The organism is Nonomuraea sp. SYSU D8015, assembly GCF_008065375.1.
GTDB lineage: Bacteria > Actinomycetota > Actinomycetes > Streptosporangiales > Streptosporangiaceae > Nonomuraea.
In genome coordinates this window covers 72,808-94,003 of record NZ_MU084033.1, presented here as the reverse complement: position 1 = coordinate 94,003, position 21,196 = coordinate 72,808, and the positions used below count along the sequence as shown (strand labels likewise).

Sequence of the window (21,196 nt, the reverse complement as noted above, 5' to 3'; positions counted from 1 at the left end):
TCATCTCATGATCAGAGCCTCGGCCGTTACAGGCTGACGAAATCAGCCCCTGTTGTCAAGCTCGCCCTATCAATAAGATAAGTCATCAGTCAAAATGGTGTCAGCTCATCTCCAGATCCGAATCACCCCGCAATGAGCTGCAGGAACTACCCGCGTCTTCACCATCAAGTCCTATGAACGCATGGGAGCCGTACTGCCGTGAGCAAGAAGAGACCGAGACGACCGAAACGACGTGCGCGACTGCAACAGCGGATCGAGCAATGCCGACAGCGTACCGCGGACGACATCGAGCCGGGGCACGCATACATGCTGATGATTCCACCGTGGAACCTGTTCAACGCAATGAGCGCAAGTCTGCCCGGCGAACATTCGGACGAGATCTCAGCGGTCGGTGCGCATTTACCTTTCTGCCTTGACAGCGAAGACAATCTTGTGACGCTGGCCGAGATGGCAGAACAGGCTGGAGTCACAATCGCGGAGCTGGTAGAAGCTCTGCGCTGGATGGCCAATCGCGACCTACTGCGCTGGGACGGCAAACGAAAGATGGTCGTCCGCGCTCTCCCTGAAACTAGCGGCGCCCCCATCCCATTGTCGATCATCAGCGCCGTAGGCCAGCGGCCGGTCAAGGGCTGACGCGCGCCGGAGGCGGCTGAGGCGACAGATGGCGTCTGTCCACGGCAGGCCGCGTCCCTCGCGGCCAGTTCCGCTCGCATTGGCAGGTGGGCGCCGCCGCCGCTGGGCCGCCTCCTGCTTGGCAGCACGCCGACGGCCTCTCGTACAAGGCGTGCAGCGGCGCCTGCGGGTTTACCGATTCGGGAATACCAAGATCGATGGAAGAGCGGCAGGTGGCCGGCTACGCGTCCGGCACGAGGATGCGATCGGTGCTGGGGCGCGCTCGTCCATGTTGGTCGACACCATCACGGATTGCCACGCTAGGGGCGGAATGTGGCCGCTGCGTTGCACTGGCCGGGGAAGCTGGAACCCCACGACACGCCCGTGCAGAAGCGAGCGTGTGTGATGCGGCCGAAGAAGATGCTGTCGCTCTCGCATCCTCCTTGTGGCGCCTGTAGTTCGATAACGCCGCTGAGCAGGAAGCTGGTGGCATATTTCAGGCCCACCTGCATACCGTCGCCCGCATTGAAATCGCATACCTCGACGCTCCGGAGGCCTTGCGCGACTACTGCTTCGCCTACGGGCTCGTGGCAATCTGACCATGCGCCACGGTCCGCGCATAGAGGCGCCCCCAACGTGATAGTGGCAGGGCGGGCCTGGGCAGCGCTGGGTAGTCCTGCGGGGATAGCGACCGCCGCTAACGCGGCGACGGAAACAGCGCCCACAAGGGGGCGACTCATCAACCGAACCATGGTGCAGCATCCCTTCCACGATGTTGACGGTCTCCTGGATTCACGTGCAGCATGCGAAATCGGGACGACGCGACTACGATATTGCGCTTCTTTCGCGCGCCCGTCCGAATAACTGCGCGAAACGCTCTGGAAGGAGGCGAGAGGACGCACCCTTTCCTCTTGACTCTTCCAAGGCGTTAACAATCGGGGGGCTGAGTCACATCCACCCCACGAAGGTTGTCAAGTAGACTAACAGCGAGTCAGGGCTTCTGTCAGTGCCTGTGGGGAATTTCCGGCACTAGGACCTCTCAGAGCGCGTCGGTGAAGGCCGCTCGCGTGGAGCTCGCAGAAGCGGTGCACGCACTCCGGGCCTCGCGGCGTTGCCGGTCCCCCAGGCCATCGCCAAGGCGCAGCGCCTGGGGGTCTTGCCGGTCCCGTCGGCGTTCATCACCCATACCTCGTCGTTGTCGTTAGGGCTGGGGCTGTTGCGGTAGCTGATCTTTGTGCTGTCGCGGGACCAGGTTGGGTCGGTGCTGGCGGTGGTGGCGCTGGTGAGCTGGACCTGGCCGGTGCCGTCCGGGTTGACCACGACGATCTGACGCTGGTTGCTGCGGACGCTTTCGAAGGTGATCTTCTTGCCGTCCGGGGACCACATGGGCACTTGGTCGTGTCTGGCGTCGTTGGTGAGCCGGGTCTCCGCAGTGCCGTCGGGCTTGATGGTGAAGATGTCGTAGTGCTCCCGGTCGTGTCCCTTGTCGCTCATGTAGAGGATCTTCGTTCCGTCCGGAGACCACTGCGGGGCTTGGTCGTAGCCGGGGTTGTTGGTCAGGCGCCGCAGGCCGGTGCCGTCGGTGTTGACGACGAAGATCTCGTAGTTGTGGTCCACGTAGCCCTGGTAGGCGATCTTCATGCCGTCTGGGGACAGCTTGGCCCAGTGGGTGTTGGCCCCGGTGGTGACCTGGCGCTGGTTGCTGCTGTCGGCATTCATGGAATAGATCTGGTCGTGAAGTTCGCCGTTGTCCATCACGCGCGTCATGAACACGATTCGTCCGTTGGTTCCGGGATGGGTGGCGTGGCCGACGGCATGGGCGCGTGGGGTCGTGCCCAGGGCGACCAGGCGCCGGATAAAGCGCAGGTGACGGCCAGTAGCCGGGCTGCTGTGAGCGTGGCGTGGCTAAGGCGTGGGAGGGCAAAACTCATGGTTGCTCCTTAGAAGGACATGCGCGGGTGCATCATCGGCAAACCCGCGGGGACACCGCCGTACGGGCGGTTGCTCATCGGTAGTTCGGCGCGAGCTGGAGTCCGAGAGCCTGGTGTCGTCGTAGACCGTGCCGGGCCACGAGCGGGTGGTTTGCCCGCGGCCCGGCCTTGAGGGATTCACCACACCATGAGCTTCGCGTCGAAAGCCAGGACCACGTCCCAGACGCGCGCGAAGGTGACTCTCCGCCCGCCGTCGTGGCCGCCGCAGGACACCTTCTTGCCCCAGGCAGAGGCGATGCCCTGGGCGGCGACCTGGTCCCACGCCGCGCTGGGGTAGGCGAAGATCGGGCCGCCGCTGTCACCGGCGGCCATGGCGCAGCCGCCGCCGGCGTGCTGGGCGCGCACCATGTGCTTGACCTTCTGCCCGTTGGTGTACGTGCCGCTCCAGCCGACCTCGGTCACCTTGATCTGGCAGACCTCACCCAGGCTCGCTCCGGAGTTGCACACCCAGTTGCCCACGTGTGCCTTCCACAACGCCACCACCTTCGCGCTGGTACTGGAGGTGGGGCTGCCCTTGAAGGCTCTGGCGGTGGCGTTGGCCATGACGATCGCGGCGTCCCGGTTCGTGATGTACCAGGAATAGTCGCCCATGTAGTTCGAATCGGCGAAGCCGCCGCCGTCGTAGAACGGGTCCCACAGCTTGCCGCAGTGCGCGGCGGTGAGGAAGCCCCGGTCACCGTGCTTGTCGTAGACCGCGAAGCCGGAGCTGCAGCCGCCGGCGTTGTAGTTCAACGTCCGGCCGCCCGCGTAGTAGGCGGGGGTGTCGTTCTGCCGGTTGTAGGAGGGAACGGTGTTCTGCCGGTCGCTGGCAGGGCTGAGCTCCTCGCCCCGTTCCAGCGTGATGGGCGCCATCGCCCCGCCGGGTCGGTGCAGCTCGTCCGGGCTGACGTTCTCCCCTGCGACCGAGACCTGCACGCCGCTGCCGTCCGGCTGCGGCGCCGCCCCCGTCACCTGCGCGGACTCGGCCCAATGCTCAGCCTCTCGCTGGAGCAGGGCGTGGCTGTACGCGGCAGGGAACACCCGCACAGGAGCCTTGAGCCTGCCCTCCTCGACCACGGTCTGGACGGCCGACGGCACCTCGCCCTTCCAGTACAGGCGGACCTCGTGGTTTTCGGGGGCGACGATCATCCCGGCGTACCCCTCGGCGGTCTCGGCGGAGTCGAGGATGCGATCGGCCACCGTGTTCAGCCTGGCCTGCTCGGTGAACAGGGCGCCCCAGTCGGCGAACCCGCCGGGCACCGGCTCCCGCGGGCCGGTCGCGTCCGTGACCGGCGGCTTGCGGGGTTCGTCGATGGACGGCCCTTTCCGCACCGGATCGTCTGCGGACTGCGCGACTGCGGCTCCCGTCCCCAGAAAGGGCAGGAGCACGCACGCGGCCAGGGCCGTCAGGCGTAATTGGATCTTCTTCTGCATGGTTCCCCCATGAAATTCGGCAAACGGGGGACATCACAGCAGGTGCCTGCCTCGCCTTCCGCGTCCTTTTACCGTGCGGGAGAGTGCTCCCGGGCCTTGCGGGTCAGGCTTCATGTCTTGGAAGTGAACGAAGAAACGCGTGCGGAGATCAGCCGACAGAGTTCGTCAGCTGAATCCCCGGGGGGGTGTTCTCCCGAACGTGACCTGAGCCCCAAAGCTCCGCGACGTGTGGACAGCCTGCGGAAGGCGGGGCCGCAAGACCCATTCACCGTGCTGGCCAGCCGAGCTGTCGCCGAGGCTCCGCTCGACAACCCCAGCGCCGTATGCTGGCCGCGCTGGGTTGGCGCGGGTGACCAGATCCGTGCCTTGCTCGGACGTGACCCCGCCGCCGCAGTATCCCTCGACGACCTCTACGCCGTGAGTTGGCTGCTGGACAAACTGCGCTGGATCGGCGCAGATGATCAGGTCGTCCGGCTGGCCGGTCGCGCGGCTGCCGAGGCTCCCTTCAGCAACCCCCTCCTTGTGTGTGATCTGCTCAGAGCGTTGCGGAAAGCGGGCGCGGATGACCAGGTCCGTGCCTTGCTGGGGCGGAACCCGGCTGCCGCTGTCCCCCTCGACAACCTCTACGCCGTGGGCAGCCTGGTGAGCAGCCTGCGTCGGCTGGGCGCGGACGACCAGGTGATCACGCTGGCCAACCGCGCAGCCACCGAGGCCCCCCTCGACCCGCTTACTGCGGCATTCCTGCTGGACAGGTTGCGGGAGGCGGGGGCGCATGAGCAATTCAGCACGCTAGCCGAGCGAATGCCTGCGGCGGGTTGGTTCGATGAGTTCCGAAACATCGATGATCATCGAGAGCGGTTCAGGTTCGGGTGTGAATGGGACGGAAGCCCCAGTGCTGCGTGGACATGGGATGACCTTGGATGATCGTCCGTCACCTTGAGTTAGCGACACCCTTATATTGCATGTACGGCCGCCTTCCTGACCGTCAAACAGCTCCCGCCCCCGCCGGTCTTCACTACCAAGATCATTCCGTGTCGCATTGCATACGCTCGGAAGATCTGACTGTCGAGCGACACGTTTTCTGGGTCGGGGTCCGCGACAGGCCATGACACCCGTGTTCTCCTGGAGGCCTACATCTCGCCTCTCTGGAGGAACGCGCGTGCAGAAGATGCTCCCCGCCGCGGAACGACTTGTTCGGCTCATGCTGCTGCTCCCATCCGACCCTCGCGAGCCGCTGTGGAACAGCGCGGCCGACGATTGCGGAGATCTCCCCACCGTCATGTCGATCCACGGATGGGTCGGCGACACCGCCAAGATGTGGCCCGAAGGCGCCCCCCGCACCCTGGCTGAGATGGTCCTCATCGCATTCGGCAACCCGAGCGAGGCCACCCTCCGCCTGCTTTCGCAAGCGGTCGTAACCCCGAACTCCCGCGCCGACACCGGGACCGGTGTCGGCGCGGCGTGGGCCGCTCGCGCCTGCGAGACCGCCATCGACGTCCTGGCCGAGGTCGACCCGCTGGAGGAGGTGTTGGAGCGGGCGAAGACCGATTGGAGTTTGGACTCCTGACCGGTAACCGCTCTCCATGCTTCCCGGTGAGGGTCCGTTTATCGCCCGAGCGATATCAGATGCCCATCTCGCTCTCTCGAAATCTTCCATCATCGTCTTTGCAGTCGTCGCAAGCCCGGGGGCCGGGCTGGAGGAACCTCCCGCGCCGCCTCTCATCGGCGCGCGGACCGATACAGGCTCATCCCACTGATCCGTGGGCAGGCCCGCATGATGGAACGCGCGACGTACTAAGGCATGGCCGGCACCGTAAGCGGCTCGTTGGGGCACGCGGTGGAGAGGCTGGCCAGGGTGTCCTTCTCAGCGGCGTCGGCCGCGAGCCGCCAGCGCAGTTTGACCGTGAGCCAGTCGGCCACGTACCGGCAGTGAGCCGCCTGATCAGGCGGCAGCCACTCGGCCGGGTCTTGGTCGGACTTGCTCCTGTTAGTGCGTGCGGTCACGGCCACCAGGGCCCGCGGCTCGTCCAGGTCGTTGGCGTACGCTTCGCGCTGGTTGGCGGCCCAGGCGTGCGCGCCCGAGTCCCATGCTTCGGCCAGCGGCACCATGTGGTCGATGTCCAGCCGGGTGGCGTCCGTGACGATCACGTCGTCGTAGTAGGAATGCCAGACGCCGCCGCTCATCGTGCAGCCCGCGCCAACCTGCGGCGGCTGGACGGCCTCGGCGATCAGCACCTCCTGGCGGGTGGTGCAGCCGTCGCGGTCGCTGTCGATCCAGTGGCGAAACGACGTGCGGGTGTAGCCGTCCCGGTACTCGCCGGCCGACGGCAGGGCTGCGACCGCGTCCCACAGCATCACCGTGTCGGCGGAAGCCGCACTGCTGGCGGCGGAGGCGGACAGGACAGGGGAGCTGCAGACGACGATCGCGGCGGCGGCCGCAGCCAGAAGCGGCCGCCGTGGGGGGAAGAGCATGAGCATCTCCAGCGGTTACTACGCATCGTTGCGTCTGATTGCAGAACGTAGTCGCCCGTGTGCGGCCCGGGCAGTGGCGCCGCGGTGATAGCGGCCTGCCACCTGCTGGGACGTCAACGTCAGCCGGTGTGTCGCCACGGCCTGGCTGCCGAAGGTTGCCCGCATTTCCAGATCTGGCGGCTCGCGCGAGTGTGAATCGTATGGCGCACACGCGCATGACTGTGGTCAGATCGCCTGGCGTGGAGGTGGTCATGAAGCACTTATGGAACGTGCCCGACGACTTTTGGGTGATCCAGCAGCGGGCTCGCTGGGCGCGCACGCTTCGCCTCTTCGTTGACGGCGAGCCGGAACGTAAGGGCGCAAGGGGGAAACGCTCAGCCGTCACATTCCAGCGGCAGGTGCTGGACCGGATGGCGGCCCTGCGGCGCCGTCCTTTCACCGGGCCAGTGGCGCTTGACCTAGCGTTTCACACGGCACGGAGGAACCCGCCGGCAATTTACCAGCTCGCCAAGCACGTCCTTGATCTACTAGGCGCAACTGACCCGGCGACGCAGCGGGGCCGGCGCAGCGTGCTCTACCGAGACGACCGCCAGGTCAAGTTCTTGTACGTGGGACTGCGCCAAACGTGGAGCCCGGATGCCGCGCATGACGCAAGCGCAGGGTGGACCGGCATCGTCGCCCGGCCAGTCCGTGACGTTACTGCGGACCTCCGACTCGCGCACCTGCTGTGTAGCAACGACTGGCCCACCCAGGAGGATGACGCCAGCCCTTTCTGGTCACCGGACTTACCGGACGACGTCGACCGGGACCGTGAGCGTCCCAGCGGCGACCCTGCTTTGTGGTCCTGGGCCGAGCAGTTCAGCGTCTACTTCGACCGGATGCGGAGGCAGACCTCCGTTCTAGCGCGCACGGACGCAGTTCTCCTCACGGGCCTGTGTAGCTACCTCGACAACCTCGCTGACTCATCGCCGCGGCGACCCGGACAGTGGCGCGAAGCATTCGAAGCTGTGCTCCATGACTCGTACCGGATGAGCCGGCACCTGCTGCTTTCCAACCCGCTGACGGCGCCACTACCAGGGTTGCCACGCTCCGCAGGCGACGCCAGCACGTTCGTCCATGGACTCCGCGAGCAGCTCGAAGATTTCCGGCACCGGCGGCCGCTCTTCACGTCGCTGGTGGTCCCGGTTACGGTGACCTTCCTCGTGATACCGCCCGAGCAAGGCAAGGACCTCGACAACATCGCGCGGGTTGCGCTGCCTATCGTTCATGACGTGTTTAGGCCGCACATCGAGCCGCACCTGTTGTCGCCGCAGCCTTGCGACGAGGACGCCGAACCGTGGCGCGTAGAGGCGCTACGCCGGCTGCGGTCCCTCAACGCCAACAGCGTCGCCGCCTACCAGGTGATCGAGCTCCCGAGGACTCCACAGGACCCGCCCGAAGGTGTGCTGCGTCTGGCGCTCGGCGCTGATTCGCATGGCAGCTGGTGGGACCGGGCCGCCGCCTACGTGGACAAGCGGATCATCGACACTGATGGTTTTGCGGGGAGGGGTTTGCCTGGCTGGTAGTGCGAGCTGGCGCCTCTGCCGACTATGCGTTGACCAGCTGATCGGCCAGCGGTGGCGGCTCAGGGACAGCGAGCTCAGCGGTCGCGGGACGCATGCCCGGCCGCTGCCATCATGGAGCGTCGGGTGACTTCCCGAACGGCGGCCCCTCACCCGATAGGCATGGGGCCGCCGCACGTCGAAGCGGTCAGGCGTGTACCGGTGGCGCCTGCAGGAGCTTGCCGTCGGCGCCGCGGCGCAGACCGTTCTCCAGGGACGCCCGAGACAGTCCTGTCACGCCGCACAGGCGGGCGAACTCATGGATGTCGAAGTTGGGGTCTTCGTGGGCAAGCACTTGTGCGGTCACCCACATGACGTTGACCTTGATGCGGAGTGCTTCCTGCGGGGTGAGAGGCGGCTCGCCGCTCACCTTTGAGTCGTACTCCCGCCGGTGGCCGGCGCGGTCGAGGCGCTCGGTGGCGTCGCTCCAGTCATGGTTGGCGATCTCCGCAGCGAACTCGCGGGCAAGGCGTCGCAGCGCCATGGTCCCTCCTCATAGGACGGGGCGGTGTGGCCGACCCTCCGAATAGGTCGCCGCCCGATGTGGCTGCCGCTCACGGTAGCCGGTAGAGATCGGCCCTGCCAGGGATTGTCAGAATTCCGTTCCTCGGTACGGGTGGGGTGACGGCAGAGGGCAAAGATGCGTGGGGACCTGGTCGATAACCCCCGGCCTCGCATCGAAGATCCAGGTCGAGCGTAAAGGTGAGTGCGCCGTGATGACGGGAGACAGCTTCACGTTTTCCTGACGTCGAGTTTGTGGTGTTCTGCTGGGTTGGGTTGCTGCTGTGCAGAACCTTTGGCCGCAGAGGGCGCCATACCAGTATGTTACTGACGGGTAACCATACAGAAAACTCGTTATCTCAGGGAGAGCGATCGGAGACTGAGGAGTCCTCCAGCTCCGTCTGTTGATGCCATCGCCACAACAGCGCCTCATTGCGTCAATCGATCAAGGACAGTCCGAAGTGGTCCTGGCTCCCACCTCGACGCTGCGGTGGTGCGCAGGTTGTTCCTGAACGCCAAGGCCCGCGACGGACCATGCCCTCAAGTGGTCACGTCGAGCCCGACGGGAAAGTTGAGCTGTTGCAGGATTATGAGGGGCGCCGCAGCATTCTCGGCCTCGTTCGGGACGGCTACCACTTGATCACTTTCTAGCCCTAGCCCGTCCCTAGATCGCGACCGCAGCTCCATGTGAAGCCGGGGCCCGCCGGTAGGAGAGGCGGTTATCAGAGGCAGCCCTCGGCCTTCTCCCTTACCCGTTCCCCAACCGTTTTCGAAGACTTTCCCCAGGTTCTGATCACCTAGTGAGTTGCGCTGAAGGGAGACGGATGGTCTCTGCCAGTGTGAGCGAATGACCATGAGTGACCAGCCGGGCTCGGCGCGGGATGAGCTGGCGCGCGCCTGGGTCGAGGTGCGGCCAGAAGGGCTACCCCGGGCCCTTCTTCACGTGGGGGACTCCTCCACACCTGTCTCGGCGTTCAACTGCGACATGCTGGCCAGGGAACTCCTGGAGATGGCGGAACTCGCCGAGGTCATGCGGGAACGCGCCCTAGCCCTGGACAACGAGGCCGCGGTGAACGAGATGCTCGCAGGGCTCTGGCACGGGTTCGCCCGGCTACCAGGTATCCCCGGAGTGATCCAGCTCCTTCCCGGGATCACCAAGGAGGGACAGCCCGTGCTCCTGCTGTCCATGGTCGCAACATCTGCAAGCGCCCAGATGTCCGTTGAGGAGTGCCGGGAGCTGGCGGCATCGCTGAGCACGGTTCGAAAGGCCCCCAGGCAAACACGCTCTACAGCACCACCTTCTCCTGCGGGCCTTCTCCCGGTTTCCCCCTACGGCCGCCGATTCCGCTGAGCGGTCATGATACGGCCAAGAGATCTAACAGTCGCAAAGGTGCGCCTCAACGGATGCGCCGCCTGACCAGTAGCGGCGCGTCCGCTTCATCAACGCTGCGAAGTGGGCCCGGTTGGCTGCCCTGGCGTGCTCCCACGCTTCAACGGCGTCCACTGCGGCATCTTCACGGTTGTCGCCGTCGTTGCCGCGGTGGCCTGGAGCGTAGCCACCGACCGGCAGCAGCCACGTCGGCTCATGGGGGTCGCACTCCCACACCACCTCCAGCGGACGGCCCGCTGGGACGCTCCACTGGCGGAGAACTTCCGGGACGGCTTCCGGTGTCGGCGCCCAGCAGCAGCAGCCAGGCCCTGAAGCGTCGTCCTCGGCGTCCTTGTGTGCTTCGAAGACGCCATTGCGTAAGTAGCGGCTGATGCCCCACCGCGCTGGCGCCAGCGCTTGTTGCTGGACTCGTGCGGCGCACCGGTCACGCTCCCTGGCTGCCTCCCGTAGCCGATCGTTGATGCCGCCGTCTTGCCACAACCGCACCTGCCGCGGCGACGGCACCGTGTTCTCGTGACCAGGTGGCCGCGGCACCGTCCCGTCATTTAGCAGTCGGCACGTTGCTTCTGCTTCCTTCAACACGTCAACGGCTTGCTCGAACGCCTCATCGAGATCTGAGAGACGCAGGGTACGGCCGGTCAGCTTGCGCACTCGCGCACGAGTTGCTGCAGTACGGCACGTGCCAGCGCCGTCTGGTCGACCATGGCAGCCAGCTCCCGGTCGACGTCGCGGGGCATCGCAGCCGCATGCTCAAGAGCAAATACGTCACCGACACCGAGGTCAGACAGGCGGACCCAGAGTTTTGCGTAGCGCGTGTCTCCGTTGGAATGCGTCTTGACGACAGCGCCTGTCTGTTGAACAACCTATGGCGAATGATCGGTCCCGAACCGGTCGTCGTTGAGTGCTACAACCGAAAAGCGACGCCGAGTAGAAGGAGGGGATTCGGCAGCGCTGACCCTTAGGATTCCTCTTGCCGAGATGCCTGATAACCACGTCGCCGTCCCCGGAGTCGGTGAACGTCTCTCCATGACCAGGGAGCCCGACCGCACCACCGTGATCATCAACTCGGGCCTGGGGAGATGGCCCCACGGGCTGGGGGAGAGGGTCGTCTTGACGGCGGTCACGGTGGCGCCGGGGATGGCGGGTAGATCGCGTACCTTGATGATGCGCACGGTGACGTTCTTGCCGCCGTGCCTCACCTTCACCTTCGCGCACCCCGGGGGCACGACCTGTTTGAACGCCTTCCCGCCCGTACCGGCGGACACGGAGACGAGCGTCTCCGTGAAGAACGACCCCTTCGTGGCGATCGTGGACATGGCAGCCGGGCGGTCGCCCGCGACGCGGGAGGAGAAGAGCAGGCCCGCGGTCGCGGCGGCCTGCAGCGGGCAGGAAGGCGGCTGCGGGCCCAGCTGCGCTGCCCCTGATGACCGACCGCGCCGTGCCCGACCGCACCAGGCCAGCTTCTCACCCAGCCAGCGGGTGATGAGCGCCTGCTTGAGCTGCTTCGGAGAGGGGACGGCGGTGGCCGCCGCCGCGGGGCGGTGGGGGCGCTGGGCGATGGGGGCGATGGGGAACGCCGCGAGGGCGGCGAAAGTGAGTGCACGTCGCATGGGCCACATCGTGCGCTCCCCAGGGTTGTGGAGTCCGTATATGCCTCCGTATAGCCGAGTGATGCTGGTCTCGGTGCTTGGAGCCGTCGAGGTCGCCGGCGTACGTCTGACCGCGCCGAAGCCGGGCGTCCTCCTGGCGACGCTGGTCGCGAACGCCGGCGAACCGGTCACCAGCGACCGGCTCGTTGCTGCACGTGGCGCGCGTCGGCCGCCCGAAGGCGCCCGCCGCGCCGTCGTCCAGGGTGAGGGCCCTTTAGCCCTGCCAGATGCGCCGGTAGGCCTCGCGGTAGCCGCTCGGCTCCCACGAGGTGGCATTGCCGACGTTCGCGGTCGTGGTCAGGTGTACCGGCGCCACGTATCCGCTCGGCGGGCGGCCGGCGAACGCGCGGTTGAGCTCGTCGACGATCTGGCTTCCCTGGGCGTTCAACGGCTCGGGAACGGTGGCCTGCTGGAACCGGTGGTCGCGGATGCGCTCGAACGCCGAGGGATCGCCGTCCCCGGCGCCGACATTGTAGGGCGGGCCGGCGCCCCTCCTGCCGGCGGCGCGCAGTGCCGGGGCGGCGTCGGCGAAGTAGACGTCGTTGATGGCGGCTGAATGCGTCCATCGCTCGCCGAAGCGTGACAGCAGGGAGGAGACCACCACCGGCGTGCGGATCCCGGTGTCCGGCAGCGGGATGTTCTCGTACGAGAGCAGCTCGACGCCGGAGCAGCTCGCCAGGGTCTGCCTGATCAGCTGGGACTTGGTCTCGGCGAACGGGATCGAGGAGTCGGTGAAGATCACGGCGCCGGCGCGGCCGCCCGACGTGGCGATGATCCAGTACGCGCTGATCCTCGCCACGTCCTCGACCCGGCTCGTGACGTTGGTGAAGAGCGGGGGGTGCGCGCTCGGCCCCGGCGTCCTGGTCGCGTGCCAGCCCACGAGCGGGATGTCGGCGGCGTGAGCCTGCTTGACCTGCTGGGCCGCGGCGTCCGGGTCGAACCCGCCGATGACGATCCCGGACGGCCGCAGGGCGATCGCCTGGCCGAAGGCCCCGCGGATGCCGTCGGGCGTGCCCTGGCCGTCGATGACGCGGACCCGCCATCCGATGGACCGCGCGGCCTCCTGGACCCCCTTGGCGGTGCCGGCCACGCCGGGGTTGGTCATGGTCGACGCCACGAAGACGATGCTCTTGCCGGGAACGGCGCGCGGCCCGCTCGTGGGACCGTTCCACGCGGTGTTTACCGCCTCGGCCCGGGCGACTGCCCTCCTGGCCGTGTGCACCACGCCCGGGCAACCCGCGGTCCGGGGAGGGCGGTCCGGCGCGGGCCCGCGCGTGCAGCCGGCGGCGACCGCGGCGGCCAGTGCCAGCGCCGCCGCACCGCGCAGCAGGCGGGTGCGGATCATGATCTGCGCCGGGCGGGTGCGGCGCGGGTCCAGCGGCGCGCGGAGTAGCCGGCCAGGCCGACCGCGATGAGCGGCGTAATCCCGTTGAACAGGGGTGTCACCCAGAACTCCGCCCCGAGCTGGCTGATTCCCGACAGTCCGATGGCCAGCACCGCGATGGCGACGAGGGTGCCCCACGGGTTGGCCCGCCCCGGTTTGATCGTGGTGGAGCCGAGCAGGGCGGCGACGAACGCCGGCAGCAGGTGGTCGAGCCCGACGCTCGGGTTGCCGATCTGCTGCTGGGCGGCCAGCAGGATCCCCGCGAAGCCGGTCACCAGGCCGGAGACCGTGCACGCGAAGATGACGTACCGGCGGTTGAGGCTGATGCTGAACGGCTGGGGTGGATCACCGGGCAGTTCTGCGGCGAGCATCGTCTTGGACCTGTGCTGTCTGCCGTGCAGACGCTCATATCCGACGACCTTGCCGTTGACCAACAGTTCAGTCTCTCCCGGGTGCCGGTCGGCATCAACAGTGACGGAATACCCGTCCAGTTCGAGGTGGAAGTGGTGACGGTGCGCCATGACGCACCTCCGCTCCCCTTCATTTCCGGGGTACGCAGCCGAGCCCGCGGCACCCGGTGGCAGCGGGAGGCTTGGTGCCGACCGGGAAGAGTTTGACGCTGTCGCGCTGCCCATTAGGTGGTCTGTGGGCCCGGCCGGATCTGTATCTGGTTGCTGACGTCGACGACACCATCGGTATCCCAAGCATCGTCCCCGGCCGCCCGCTTGGCCAGCCAGGATGGGACCTCACCGCCCAAGATCACCACACGCTGTTTGACGTCGACTTTGAGGTCGCTGTCCTTGGTGTGCGGATTCTGGCGTAGCCGGTGGACGATACGGGACTTGATCTCGCCATCAGTGGGCTCTATGGCCACAGGTGCGCCCCACCAGCCGTAGTAGTAGCGTTCGTCAGGGTAGCTGCGGCGACCGAGTGGATACATGGTCGCTCCTTGAGTGTTGGTGTCCATTCGCGGCCTCGCTTGCCCGAATCGCGCGACCCCATACATCCGCCCGGGCACCTGAGCTGGGAAGCCCTTGCCTGTCTGGCGAACCAGCACAGGCTGGGTAGAACTGGCCGCCGGGCTCCCCCGTCAAGGAGGGGACGCTGGGCATCCGGGCGTAAGCCCGGCAAGGGCTTCCCGTAGGTATAGGGCCGGACAGAGGGGTAAGGGGCATGCGACGCAGTGGAGGGTGTGTGGCCTCGGTGATCGACAGCCTTACCGCGTGCGCGCAGGCCTGCACCGCGTGCGCGGACGCCTGCCTATCGGAAAGCTCCGATCAGCTACCGCATTCGCGACAACCTGGACTGCGCCGCCATCTGCACAACCACGGCGGCCCTCCTGTCCCGGCACACCGGCTACGACGCCCACCTGACCCGGGCGCAGGCTGAGGCCACGATCGAGGCGACGAAGACCTGCGGCGACTCCTGTGCCGAGCATCGCGACAGCCGCGAGCACTGCCGCATCTGCATGCAGCCTGCCGGGACACAGAACAGGCAGTCACTGCCTTGCTGCCCGGCCTTCAGCCATCATCCGAAGCGCCAGAGGCGCCCAGCCAAAGCGCTCCGCAGCAGGGAGCCTAGCTCGGTGCGCCCACGCCGGTCGCCGATCGGCCGACTGAGCCACAGGAAGGCAGCGGATGCGTGAGACTCCCAGGCAGACCTCCTGGCCGGTTCTGCGTCCCTTGCAGAGCGTCGACGGCTACCTGCCGATCGCCGATCATGCTCTGATCGGCGACGGGCAAGGGTGCGCGCTGGTAGGGCGGGACACGGCCATCCGATGGCTGTGCGTGCCGCGGTTCGACTCTCCGCCGCTGGTCTGTGGCCTGCTGGATTCCGGCCGGGGTGGCGCTATCCAACTGCTGAGGGACCCGGTTGTCGAGGCCGAGCAGTCCTACCTGCCCGACTCCGGCGTGGTCGTGACCACTGCCCGGACCGCGACCGGTGTCGTGACAGTGACCGACGCCTTCGTCCTGCACCCCCATGCCCGGCTGGAGGAGGAAGCAGCGCCCGGTCGCGGGGAGTTGCTGCGTCACCTCGCCGTGGCCTCCGGGCACGTGGCCGTGCATCCGCGGGTCCACCTGCGGGGCGGGGAGCGGGTGACCGTTTCCGGGGGCGGGTGGCTGCTACGCCCGCACACCCAAGGCGACGTCGAGCTGTACCTGGTGGCCGACCCTCCGCTTCTCCTGGAGGCTGCGGTCGTCTTGGAGGCCGGGCAGCAGGCCGACATGGTGCTGCGGTGGGGGCCGGGTTCGGCCCGCCAGGAACGGCCGGAGCGGCAACGGATGCTGGCGGCGACCACCACGGCATGGCGGCGCTGGGCCGGGCTGATCGACTATGACGGCCCACAACGGGAGATGGTGCGCCGATCAGCGCTGACGCTCAAGCTTCTCGACCAGCTGCCCAACGGCGCGATCGTCGCCGCACCCACCTCCAGCCTGCCGGAGGAGATCGGCGGCGAGCGCAACTGGGACTACCGCTACACCTGGGTCCGCGACGCCGCCTTCACCGTGTACGCACTGCGCCGTATCGGCCTGCCGTATGAGGCCGAACGGTTCCTCGGCTGGGTGCTTGACGCCGTTGAGCGTGAAGGCCGAGCCCGCGTGGTCTACGACCTCGACGGCAGAAAGCCGCCGCCCGAACGCGTTGATCCCGATCTGGAGGGTTATCGCGGATCGGCGCCGGTGCGGTGGGGAAACGCAGCCGCTGGCCAGTCGCAGCACGATGTCTACGGAGAGATCTTGGACTGCGCCTACCAATGGTCCGCCGGCGGCGGGAACCTCGACCCGCACCTGTGGTCCCAGCTCGCCACCCTCGCCGACACCGCATGGACGAAGGCACACGAGCCCGACCACGGCATCTGGGAGGTCCGCAGCCCCGGCCGGCGATTCACCTACTCTGTCGCGATGTGCCAGGTAGCCCTCGACCGCGCCGCCCGGCTGGCCCGCCGGCGCGGGCTGCCGGGCGACGCCACGGGCTGGGCCGCTCACGCGGATCAGCTGCGCGAGGAGATAGTGACCGACGCCTGGGACGACGAGATCGGCACCCTCACCGAACGGCTCGGCGGCGGCGGGCTGGACGCCAGCCTGCTGGCCCTGCCGCTGCGGCGCGTCATACCCGCCGACCACCCACGCATGATCGCCACCACGCGTGCCGTGAGCGAGCATCTCGGTGCTGGCCACGGGCTCCTCTACCGCTACCTGCCCGAACACTCACCCGACGGGCTGCCCGGACACGAAGGAGCCTTCCTGCTGTGCAGCTTCTGGCTGGTCGACAACCTCGCCGCACAAGGAAGGCTGGATGCGGCGATGGACCTGTACGAGTCACTGTGCGCCCGCGCCGGAAATCTGGGCCTGCTTCCCGAGGAGATCGATCCCGGCAGCGGCGCTTTTCTCGGCAACTACCCGCAGGCGTTCAGCCACATCGGGGTCATCTCCTCCGGCATCAACCTGACCCGACGCCTCGCCGCCCGGCGGTCTGCCAAGAAGATCCGATGAGCTCATTGGTGCTTGCCCGACGGCTGTGGGCCGCGGCTCCAGGCACAACACTGCACACTCTTTCCTCCTGGCTCCAGAGACAGCGACGATCTAAGGCGACCGCGATGGAGCCGGCTGCCCTGCGATAGCGGCCACGCCGGTCGGCAAGGTGGCGTGCCAAAGCGGGCGGCCAGCGCCGAGCCGCCCGGCGGCGCCGAATCCGTACCCTACGAGTTCCGCCGAAACCCGGCGTAGGACGGGCGGGTTTCGCGCCCTGGGACGCTCCCGGCAGGCGGCTCGTGGGGCGCCGCTCCATCGTGAACGGCCGGTGCACAAGGGTGGCCAGTTCGGTGAGCACCAACTGCGCGAGCATGCCTGTGGATGTTGAGGGTTGCCAGTGACGGGGCAGACGTGGCCGTTGGCCTGGGCGGTCGCGATCTTCCTGCTGGCCGCGGTCCTCACCATGGCGTGCAGCGTGCGGTTGGTCGGTCTTGGTGACGCGCTGGCGGATCTGCCGGCTGGGGCGAGGCATTGTTCGGGGCGGTGGTCTTCGCCGCCGCCACCTCCCTGTCCGGCATCGTCATGACGGGCGTGAGCGCGGCCGACGGGCAGCCGCAGCTGGCCTAGACAACGCGGTGGGCGGAATCGCGGCCCAGACGGTGGCGATCGTGGCCGCAGATGTCGCCTATCGGCGCGCCGCTCTGGAGCATGCCGCAGCCTCGGTACAGAACCTGCTGTCGGCTGCCTACTTATCATGCTGCTCAGCGTCGCGTTGCCGGCTTCCTTCAGCCCGCAGGTCACCGTGTTCGGCATGCATCGGGCGTCCGTGGTCATGGTCGCCTTGTACGCCGGCGGGCTGAAACTCATCCATGGCCAGCCAGGCGCCGTACGGCGCGATGACGCTGGCCATCGCGGCGGTCATCGGAGGCAACAGCCTGGACGCGCTGAACCTGGTCGTGGGGGACATCGCCTTCCGCAGCGGACCTCCATGTTGATGGTGGTGATCGGCTCCCTACCGGTATGCCTGAGTGGTGCGGTAGCCGTGTATGTCAGAAAGAGGCGGCGGGCGGGGGCGTGTGACTGCGCAAGCTCGGGTGACGTGAGAGGGCTTGGCGCAGACCGTCGCGCAGGCCCAGCACACAGGCCGTGAGCCGATCTTGAAATGGCTTCGAATCCGAAACCGGGCGCCGCGCGGATCAACCGTCCGAGGGCGGGACGGTGGCACGTCGGGCATCGCGGCGGGCATCGCGGCGGTTGGCGTGCACGCTCGTGATCGTGACGGTCGTCAAGACCACGATGATGACCCCGAGCGAGACCAAGGTGGGGATCTCCGGGACGGCGGGCCAGATGCCGTGCGCCCAGTGCAGGAGGAGTTTGAGCCCGATGAACCCCAAGATGACGCCGAGCCCGTGGTTGAGGTGACGCAGCTTCTCCAGCACGCCCAGCAGCACGAAGTACAGCGCCCGCAGGCCTAGCAGGGCGAAGGCGTTGGTGGCGAAGACGAGGAAGGGGTCGTCGGTCACGCCGTACACCGCGGGCACCGAATCGACGGCGAAGACGATGTCGGTGGCGAAGACGGCCACGATGGCCAGCGCCAGCGGGGTCAGGGCGCGCCGGCCGTGCTCGCGGACCATCAGGCGGGAGCCGCGGTAGTCGCCGGTGACCGGCATGAAGCGCCGCAGCAGGCGGACCGAGCGCATGGAGGAGATGTCCACCTCCTGTTCCTTGCCGCTCAGCGCATCGGCGAGGATCTTCCCCGCGGTGACGATCAGGATGGCGCCGAACAGCAGGAACGCCCAGGTGCCGCTCTGCAGTGCGGCCGCGCCCAGGGCGATGAAGACCGCGCGCAGCGCTAGTGCCCCGATGATGCCGTACAGCAGCACCCGCTGGGCCAGCTCGCGGGGCACCGCGAAGGCCGCCAGCAGCAGCATGAACACGAAGAGGTTGTCCACCGACAACGACTTCTCCACCACGTAACCGGTGTAGAACTCCACCGACGCCTGCGACCCGAACGCACGCCACACGTAGAGGCCGAACAGCAGGGGAAGCGCCAGGTAGAAGACCGACCAGCCCACCGCCTCCCGCATCCGCACCTCGTGCGGGCGGCGCGTCACGATGAAATCCGCGCCCAGCAGCAGCGCCAGGCAGCCAACGGTGATCGCCCACAGCAGCGGCGAGGCGATCGTCTCCAGCGGGGCAGCCATCATCAGAGTCGTTGGGGCGGGCATGGAACCTCCTCGAACCGGACGGGCCGTTCGAGGTCTCCTTCACCCACCACCGTGCGGGCGGCCGCCCGGGGACGAGGTCACGCCCGTACTGACCGGGCCGGCTCTTGGGAAGTACTCCCCTCGCCCTTCCAGGCTAGGCGAACCTCCTGGTCAGCTCCACTTCGGCGGCTCCCTTGAGGGCGATCGCCAAGCGTTTGACCGGCTCCATGAGCTGGGCCGATAGTGGAAGGAGCACGTTAGGGGAGTACCCGCCGTCGGACATCCCGGCCGTCATCACGGTCTCCACGCCTGGACAGGCCCGGCGGGATGGCCCTCCGGCCGCGGCCTCTGCTGGCACGGCTGCCGAGGCGGAGGGTGCGGGAAGACCTTCGTCCTTATGGCCGTACCTTCAGGCGAGGCCGAGGGGGAGTCCTCATGTCGATCACTGTGCTGCTGGAGATCCTGGCGGGCATTCTGCTGATCTTGTCCGCGGTCATCAGTGCCGCTGCGCTGTGGGTTCCACCGCGGCGGTCCCATGCCGCCGTCCGCCGCCGCGCCGCCTCCCGTACGCTGCCTGTCGAGGACCGCCCAGATTGGCCGGGAAAGCGCAGCTGACGAGAATGCCGAGCCCCTGCCGATCCGGCACATTGCCACCGGAATCAGCAGCATCACCAGCAGCCGGGGGAAGCTGAAGCCCGCCGCGCCGAGTTTGTCGATGTGAGTCGTGGTGGCGTCACAAGCTTCGATCAGTCGATGCCGGTCATCCGTCGGGCGGCTGCCGCGGCCCCGGCAGCGAGCGTGATCCCGCCCGCCAGGGCGGGCACCCAGTCGCCCAGCCGCACGTACCGCGTCTCCTCAACCGACAGCGGCACGTCCACCACGAACGCGCCGCGGTACTCGGGCGGGAACCAGGCCAGCCGGGCGCCACGCGCGTCGAACGCCGCCGAGGTGCCGTCCACCTCGACCAGCACCGCCGGCCGGCCGGACTCGACCGCCCGCAGCGCCTCCAAGCTCGCCTGCTGCGCGTGCGCCCAGCTCCCATGGAACGTCGTGAGCGACCCCTGGGTGATCGTCACGTCCACGCCCCTGCGGGCCAGGCCGCGCCGCAGGTCCGGAAAGGTCGATTCGTACGAGATCAGCGGTCCCACCCGGCGACCTGCCACCTCGAACACGGCCGGCCCGGCACCGGCGATCCGGTCTTGCTCGGCCGCCTCGGTATGCCCCGCGATCCAGCCGAGCACCGGCCGCAGCGGGATGTACTCGCCGAAGGGGACCAGTCGCTGCGTGACGTAGGTGTCTGCGACCCCGTCCGGCGTGTACTGGTAGGCCGACCTGGTGATCTGGCCGGAGGAATCCGCGGCGTCCACGTTCACCAGCACGTCGGCGCCCACCTCGGCGGCTGCCCTGCGCAGCAGGCGGTCCACATCCGGGCGCCGGGCGAGGTTGAGGGCGACGCTGCTCTGGCCCCAACCACCACGTCAGGGTCATGGCCGGCGAGCTCGCCGGTCAGCCGGAGATGCGCGGCCACGCGCCGCTCCGGACCGGGCACGGGGCCCGGCTGCACCCCCGCCACGCGCATGACACCCGTCACAACGGGCTCAGGCCGTACCAGCCCGGAGCACGCCGCGAGCGCGGCCAGCACGACGGCGACTCCCCCGCCGACCAGCCGGGCCCGCCGGCCCGCGTGCGGCAGCACCGCGATCGCGAGCCCGGCGTTGACCGCGACCAAGGTGAAGCTGAGCAGCCACACCCCGCCGAGCGCGGCCAGCCCCAGCACCGGCCGCACCTGCCACTGACTCGACCCGAGCAGCCCCCACGTCCCGCCCAGGTGCTGCCACGAACGCAGCGCCTCGACGGCCACCCACACCGAGGGCAGCACCAGCAGCGCCACCCCAGCCCCGGCCGGGGAGACGCGCCGCAGCAGCCCGTAGGCGACCAGCCCGAACGGCACCCACACCAGCCCGAGGACCAGCACCGCCAGCGGCCAGAACGCGCCCAGGAACGGCAGTACCCAGTGGTGCAGCGTCCCGAAGAAGCCCGCCGACGCCCACCAGCTCCGCCATCCCGCCTCACGCAGCGTCCCCCCGCCGGCCATCAGGAGCAGGAACGGCACGAGGCCGAACCACGCCCACCACCAGGCGTTCACCGCGGGGAAGGCCAGGGCCAGGCACGCGCCCGTCACGGCGGCCAGCAGGCGCGGACCCCAGCGGCGCGCCAGGCCGGCGCGTTCGGCCGGGGCGGTGACGGACGAGGTCGGCACACCGCTCCGCTACCCCGCCCGGCGGCCCGTCACCGCGCCGGCCGCTGTCCAGGCCAGGAACCGCTCAAATTGCGCTGATCTGGGTTGCCGACCGGCCCCGGCGGTATGCGGTTCTCATAAACGGACGCTTCCGAATCTCTGAGATCTCATCAATCTCGGAAGAACCGAGGATCCCAAGAGGAAGCCAAGGTCCTGCAGCTATGGCGACACCCAACCGCTCAACGAACTCATAGGTCGTTTTCT

At 67.9% G+C, this 21,196-nt stretch carries 21 protein-coding genes; 8 read left to right on the top strand and 13 right to left on the bottom strand.

What is annotated here, in order from left to right; genetic code table 11:
* Positions 1-198 precede the first annotated feature (198 nt).
* Positions 199-633 carry a hypothetical protein gene (locus ID574_RS01430; protein WP_188186920.1) on the top strand — a complete coding sequence of 145 codons (435 nt, stop codon included), beginning with the start codon at positions 199-201 and terminating at the stop codon, positions 631-633.
* Between the two features lie 1,008 nt (positions 634-1,641).
* Here ID574_RS01430 and ID574_RS01425 read toward each other — a convergent pair.
* Positions 1,642-2,385: a DUF5050 domain-containing protein gene (locus ID574_RS01425; protein WP_188186919.1), complete on the bottom strand. Its 744-nt coding sequence runs from the start codon at positions 2,383-2,385 to the stop codon at positions 1,642-1,644.
* A 335-nt stretch (positions 2,386-2,720) separates the two neighbouring features.
* Positions 2,721-4,016: a chymotrypsin family serine protease gene (locus tag ID574_RS01420; RefSeq protein WP_188186918.1), complete on the bottom strand. Its 1,296-nt coding sequence runs from the start codon at positions 4,014-4,016 to the stop codon at positions 2,721-2,723.
* 228 nt (positions 4,017-4,244) lie between these two features.
* On the opposite strand from ID574_RS01420, the gene ID574_RS01415 reads away from it, so the two are divergent.
* Together ID574_RS01415 and ID574_RS01410 are read left to right on the top strand one after the other, a co-directional pair.
* Positions 4,245-4,940 (top strand): hypothetical protein, encoded by a 696-nt coding sequence (locus ID574_RS01415; protein WP_188186917.1) that lies wholly within the window; start codon positions 4,245-4,247, stop codon positions 4,938-4,940.
* A 235-nt stretch (positions 4,941-5,175) separates the two neighbouring features.
* The gene (locus ID574_RS01410; protein ID WP_188186916.1) at positions 5,176-5,583 is read left to right on the top strand and encodes a hypothetical protein; all 408 of its coding nucleotides are present in this window, start codon (positions 5,176-5,178) and stop codon (positions 5,581-5,583) included.
* A 227-nt stretch (positions 5,584-5,810) separates the two neighbouring features.
* Here the strand turns inward: ID574_RS01410 and ID574_RS01405 are convergent, their stop codons facing one another.
* Positions 5,811-6,488 carry an HNH endonuclease family protein gene (locus tag ID574_RS01405; protein ID WP_188186915.1) on the bottom strand — a complete coding sequence of 226 codons (678 nt, stop codon included), beginning with the start codon at positions 6,486-6,488 and terminating at the stop codon, positions 5,811-5,813.
* A gap of 251 nt (positions 6,489-6,739) precedes the next feature.
* Here ID574_RS01405 and ID574_RS01400 point away from each other — a divergent pair, with 251 nt between their 5' ends.
* Complete coding sequence (locus tag ID574_RS01400; protein ID WP_188186914.1) at positions 6,740-8,053, top strand: hypothetical protein; 1,314 nt, start codon at positions 6,740-6,742, stop codon at positions 8,051-8,053.
* 184 nt (positions 8,054-8,237) lie between these two features.
* Here the strand turns inward: ID574_RS01400 and ID574_RS01395 are convergent, their stop codons facing one another.
* On the bottom strand, positions 8,238-8,573 hold the full coding sequence (locus tag ID574_RS01395) for a hypothetical protein (protein ID WP_188186913.1): 336 nt from the start codon (positions 8,571-8,573) through the stop codon (positions 8,238-8,240).
* An 864-nt stretch (positions 8,574-9,437) separates the two neighbouring features.
* On the opposite strand from ID574_RS01395, the gene ID574_RS01390 reads away from it, so the two are divergent.
* Complete coding sequence (locus ID574_RS01390; protein WP_188186912.1) at positions 9,438-9,941, top strand: hypothetical protein; 504 nt, start codon at positions 9,438-9,440, stop codon at positions 9,939-9,941.
* Between the two features lie 24 nt (positions 9,942-9,965).
* Here the strand turns inward: ID574_RS01390 and ID574_RS01385 are convergent, their stop codons facing one another.
* The 5 genes from ID574_RS01385 to ID574_RS01365 form a co-directional block, all read right to left on the bottom strand.
* A complete protein-coding gene (locus ID574_RS01385; RefSeq protein WP_188186911.1) occupies positions 9,966-10,631 on the bottom strand; it encodes a hypothetical protein in 666 nt (221 codons plus the stop codon).
* 212 nt (positions 10,632-10,843) lie between these two features.
* Positions 10,844-11,590, bottom strand: a complete 747-nt coding sequence (locus ID574_RS01380) for a hypothetical protein (RefSeq protein ID WP_188186910.1) — start codon at positions 11,588-11,590, stop codon at positions 10,844-10,846.
* 253 nt (positions 11,591-11,843) lie between these two features.
* On the bottom strand, positions 11,844-12,974 hold the full coding sequence (locus tag ID574_RS01375; protein ID WP_188186909.1) for a substrate-binding domain-containing protein: 1,131 nt from the start codon (positions 12,972-12,974) through the stop codon (positions 11,844-11,846).
* Positions 12,971-13,534, bottom strand: coding sequence for an ABC transporter permease subunit (locus tag ID574_RS59355; RefSeq protein WP_223166267.1), 564 nt, complete (start codon positions 13,532-13,534; stop codon positions 12,971-12,973). Before ID574_RS59355 ends, ID574_RS01375 begins: the two co-directional genes overlap by 4 nt.
* Positions 13,535-13,647: 113 nt before the next feature.
* Positions 13,648-13,953 (bottom strand): BON domain-containing protein, encoded by a 306-nt coding sequence (locus ID574_RS01365; protein ID WP_188186908.1) that lies wholly within the window; start codon positions 13,951-13,953, stop codon positions 13,648-13,650.
* A gap of 697 nt (positions 13,954-14,650) precedes the next feature.
* Here ID574_RS01365 and ID574_RS01360 point away from each other — a divergent pair.
* Both ID574_RS01360 and ID574_RS61440 read left to right on the top strand, forming a co-directional pair.
* Positions 14,651-16,507 (top strand): glycoside hydrolase family 15 protein, encoded by a 1,857-nt coding sequence (locus ID574_RS01360; RefSeq protein WP_188186907.1) that lies wholly within the window; start codon positions 14,651-14,653, stop codon positions 16,505-16,507.
* An 848-nt stretch (positions 16,508-17,355) separates the two neighbouring features.
* Positions 17,356-17,481, top strand: coding sequence for a hypothetical protein (locus tag ID574_RS61440; RefSeq protein ID WP_262495928.1), 126 nt, complete (start codon positions 17,356-17,358; stop codon positions 17,479-17,481).
* Between the two features lie 201 nt (positions 17,482-17,682).
* Here the strand turns inward: ID574_RS61440 and ID574_RS01350 are convergent, their stop codons facing one another.
* The gene (locus ID574_RS01350) at positions 17,683-18,714 is read right to left on the bottom strand and encodes a TerC/Alx family metal homeostasis membrane protein (protein WP_223166266.1); all 1,032 of its coding nucleotides are present in this window, start codon (positions 18,712-18,714) and stop codon (positions 17,683-17,685) included.
* A 133-nt stretch (positions 18,715-18,847) separates the two neighbouring features.
* The gene (locus ID574_RS01345) at positions 18,848-18,988 is read right to left on the bottom strand and encodes a hypothetical protein (protein WP_188186906.1); all 141 of its coding nucleotides are present in this window, start codon (positions 18,986-18,988) and stop codon (positions 18,848-18,850) included.
* A 140-nt stretch (positions 18,989-19,128) separates the two neighbouring features.
* On the opposite strand from ID574_RS01345, the gene ID574_RS01340 reads away from it, so the two are divergent.
* A complete protein-coding gene (locus ID574_RS01340; protein WP_188186905.1) occupies positions 19,129-19,308 on the top strand; it encodes a hypothetical protein in 180 nt (59 codons plus the stop codon).
* A gap of 131 nt (positions 19,309-19,439) precedes the next feature.
* Here the strand turns inward: ID574_RS01340 and ID574_RS01335 are convergent, their stop codons facing one another.
* Both ID574_RS01335 and ID574_RS01330 read right to left on the bottom strand, forming a co-directional pair.
* The gene (locus ID574_RS01335) at positions 19,440-20,117 is read right to left on the bottom strand and encodes a nitrilase-related carbon-nitrogen hydrolase (RefSeq protein ID WP_188186904.1); all 678 of its coding nucleotides are present in this window, start codon (positions 20,115-20,117) and stop codon (positions 19,440-19,442) included.
* Positions 20,063-20,953, bottom strand: a complete 891-nt coding sequence (locus tag ID574_RS01330) for a hypothetical protein (RefSeq protein WP_188186903.1) — start codon at positions 20,951-20,953, stop codon at positions 20,063-20,065. Before ID574_RS01330 ends, ID574_RS01335 begins: the two co-directional genes overlap by 55 nt.
* Between the last annotated feature and the right edge of the window lie 243 nt (positions 20,954-21,196).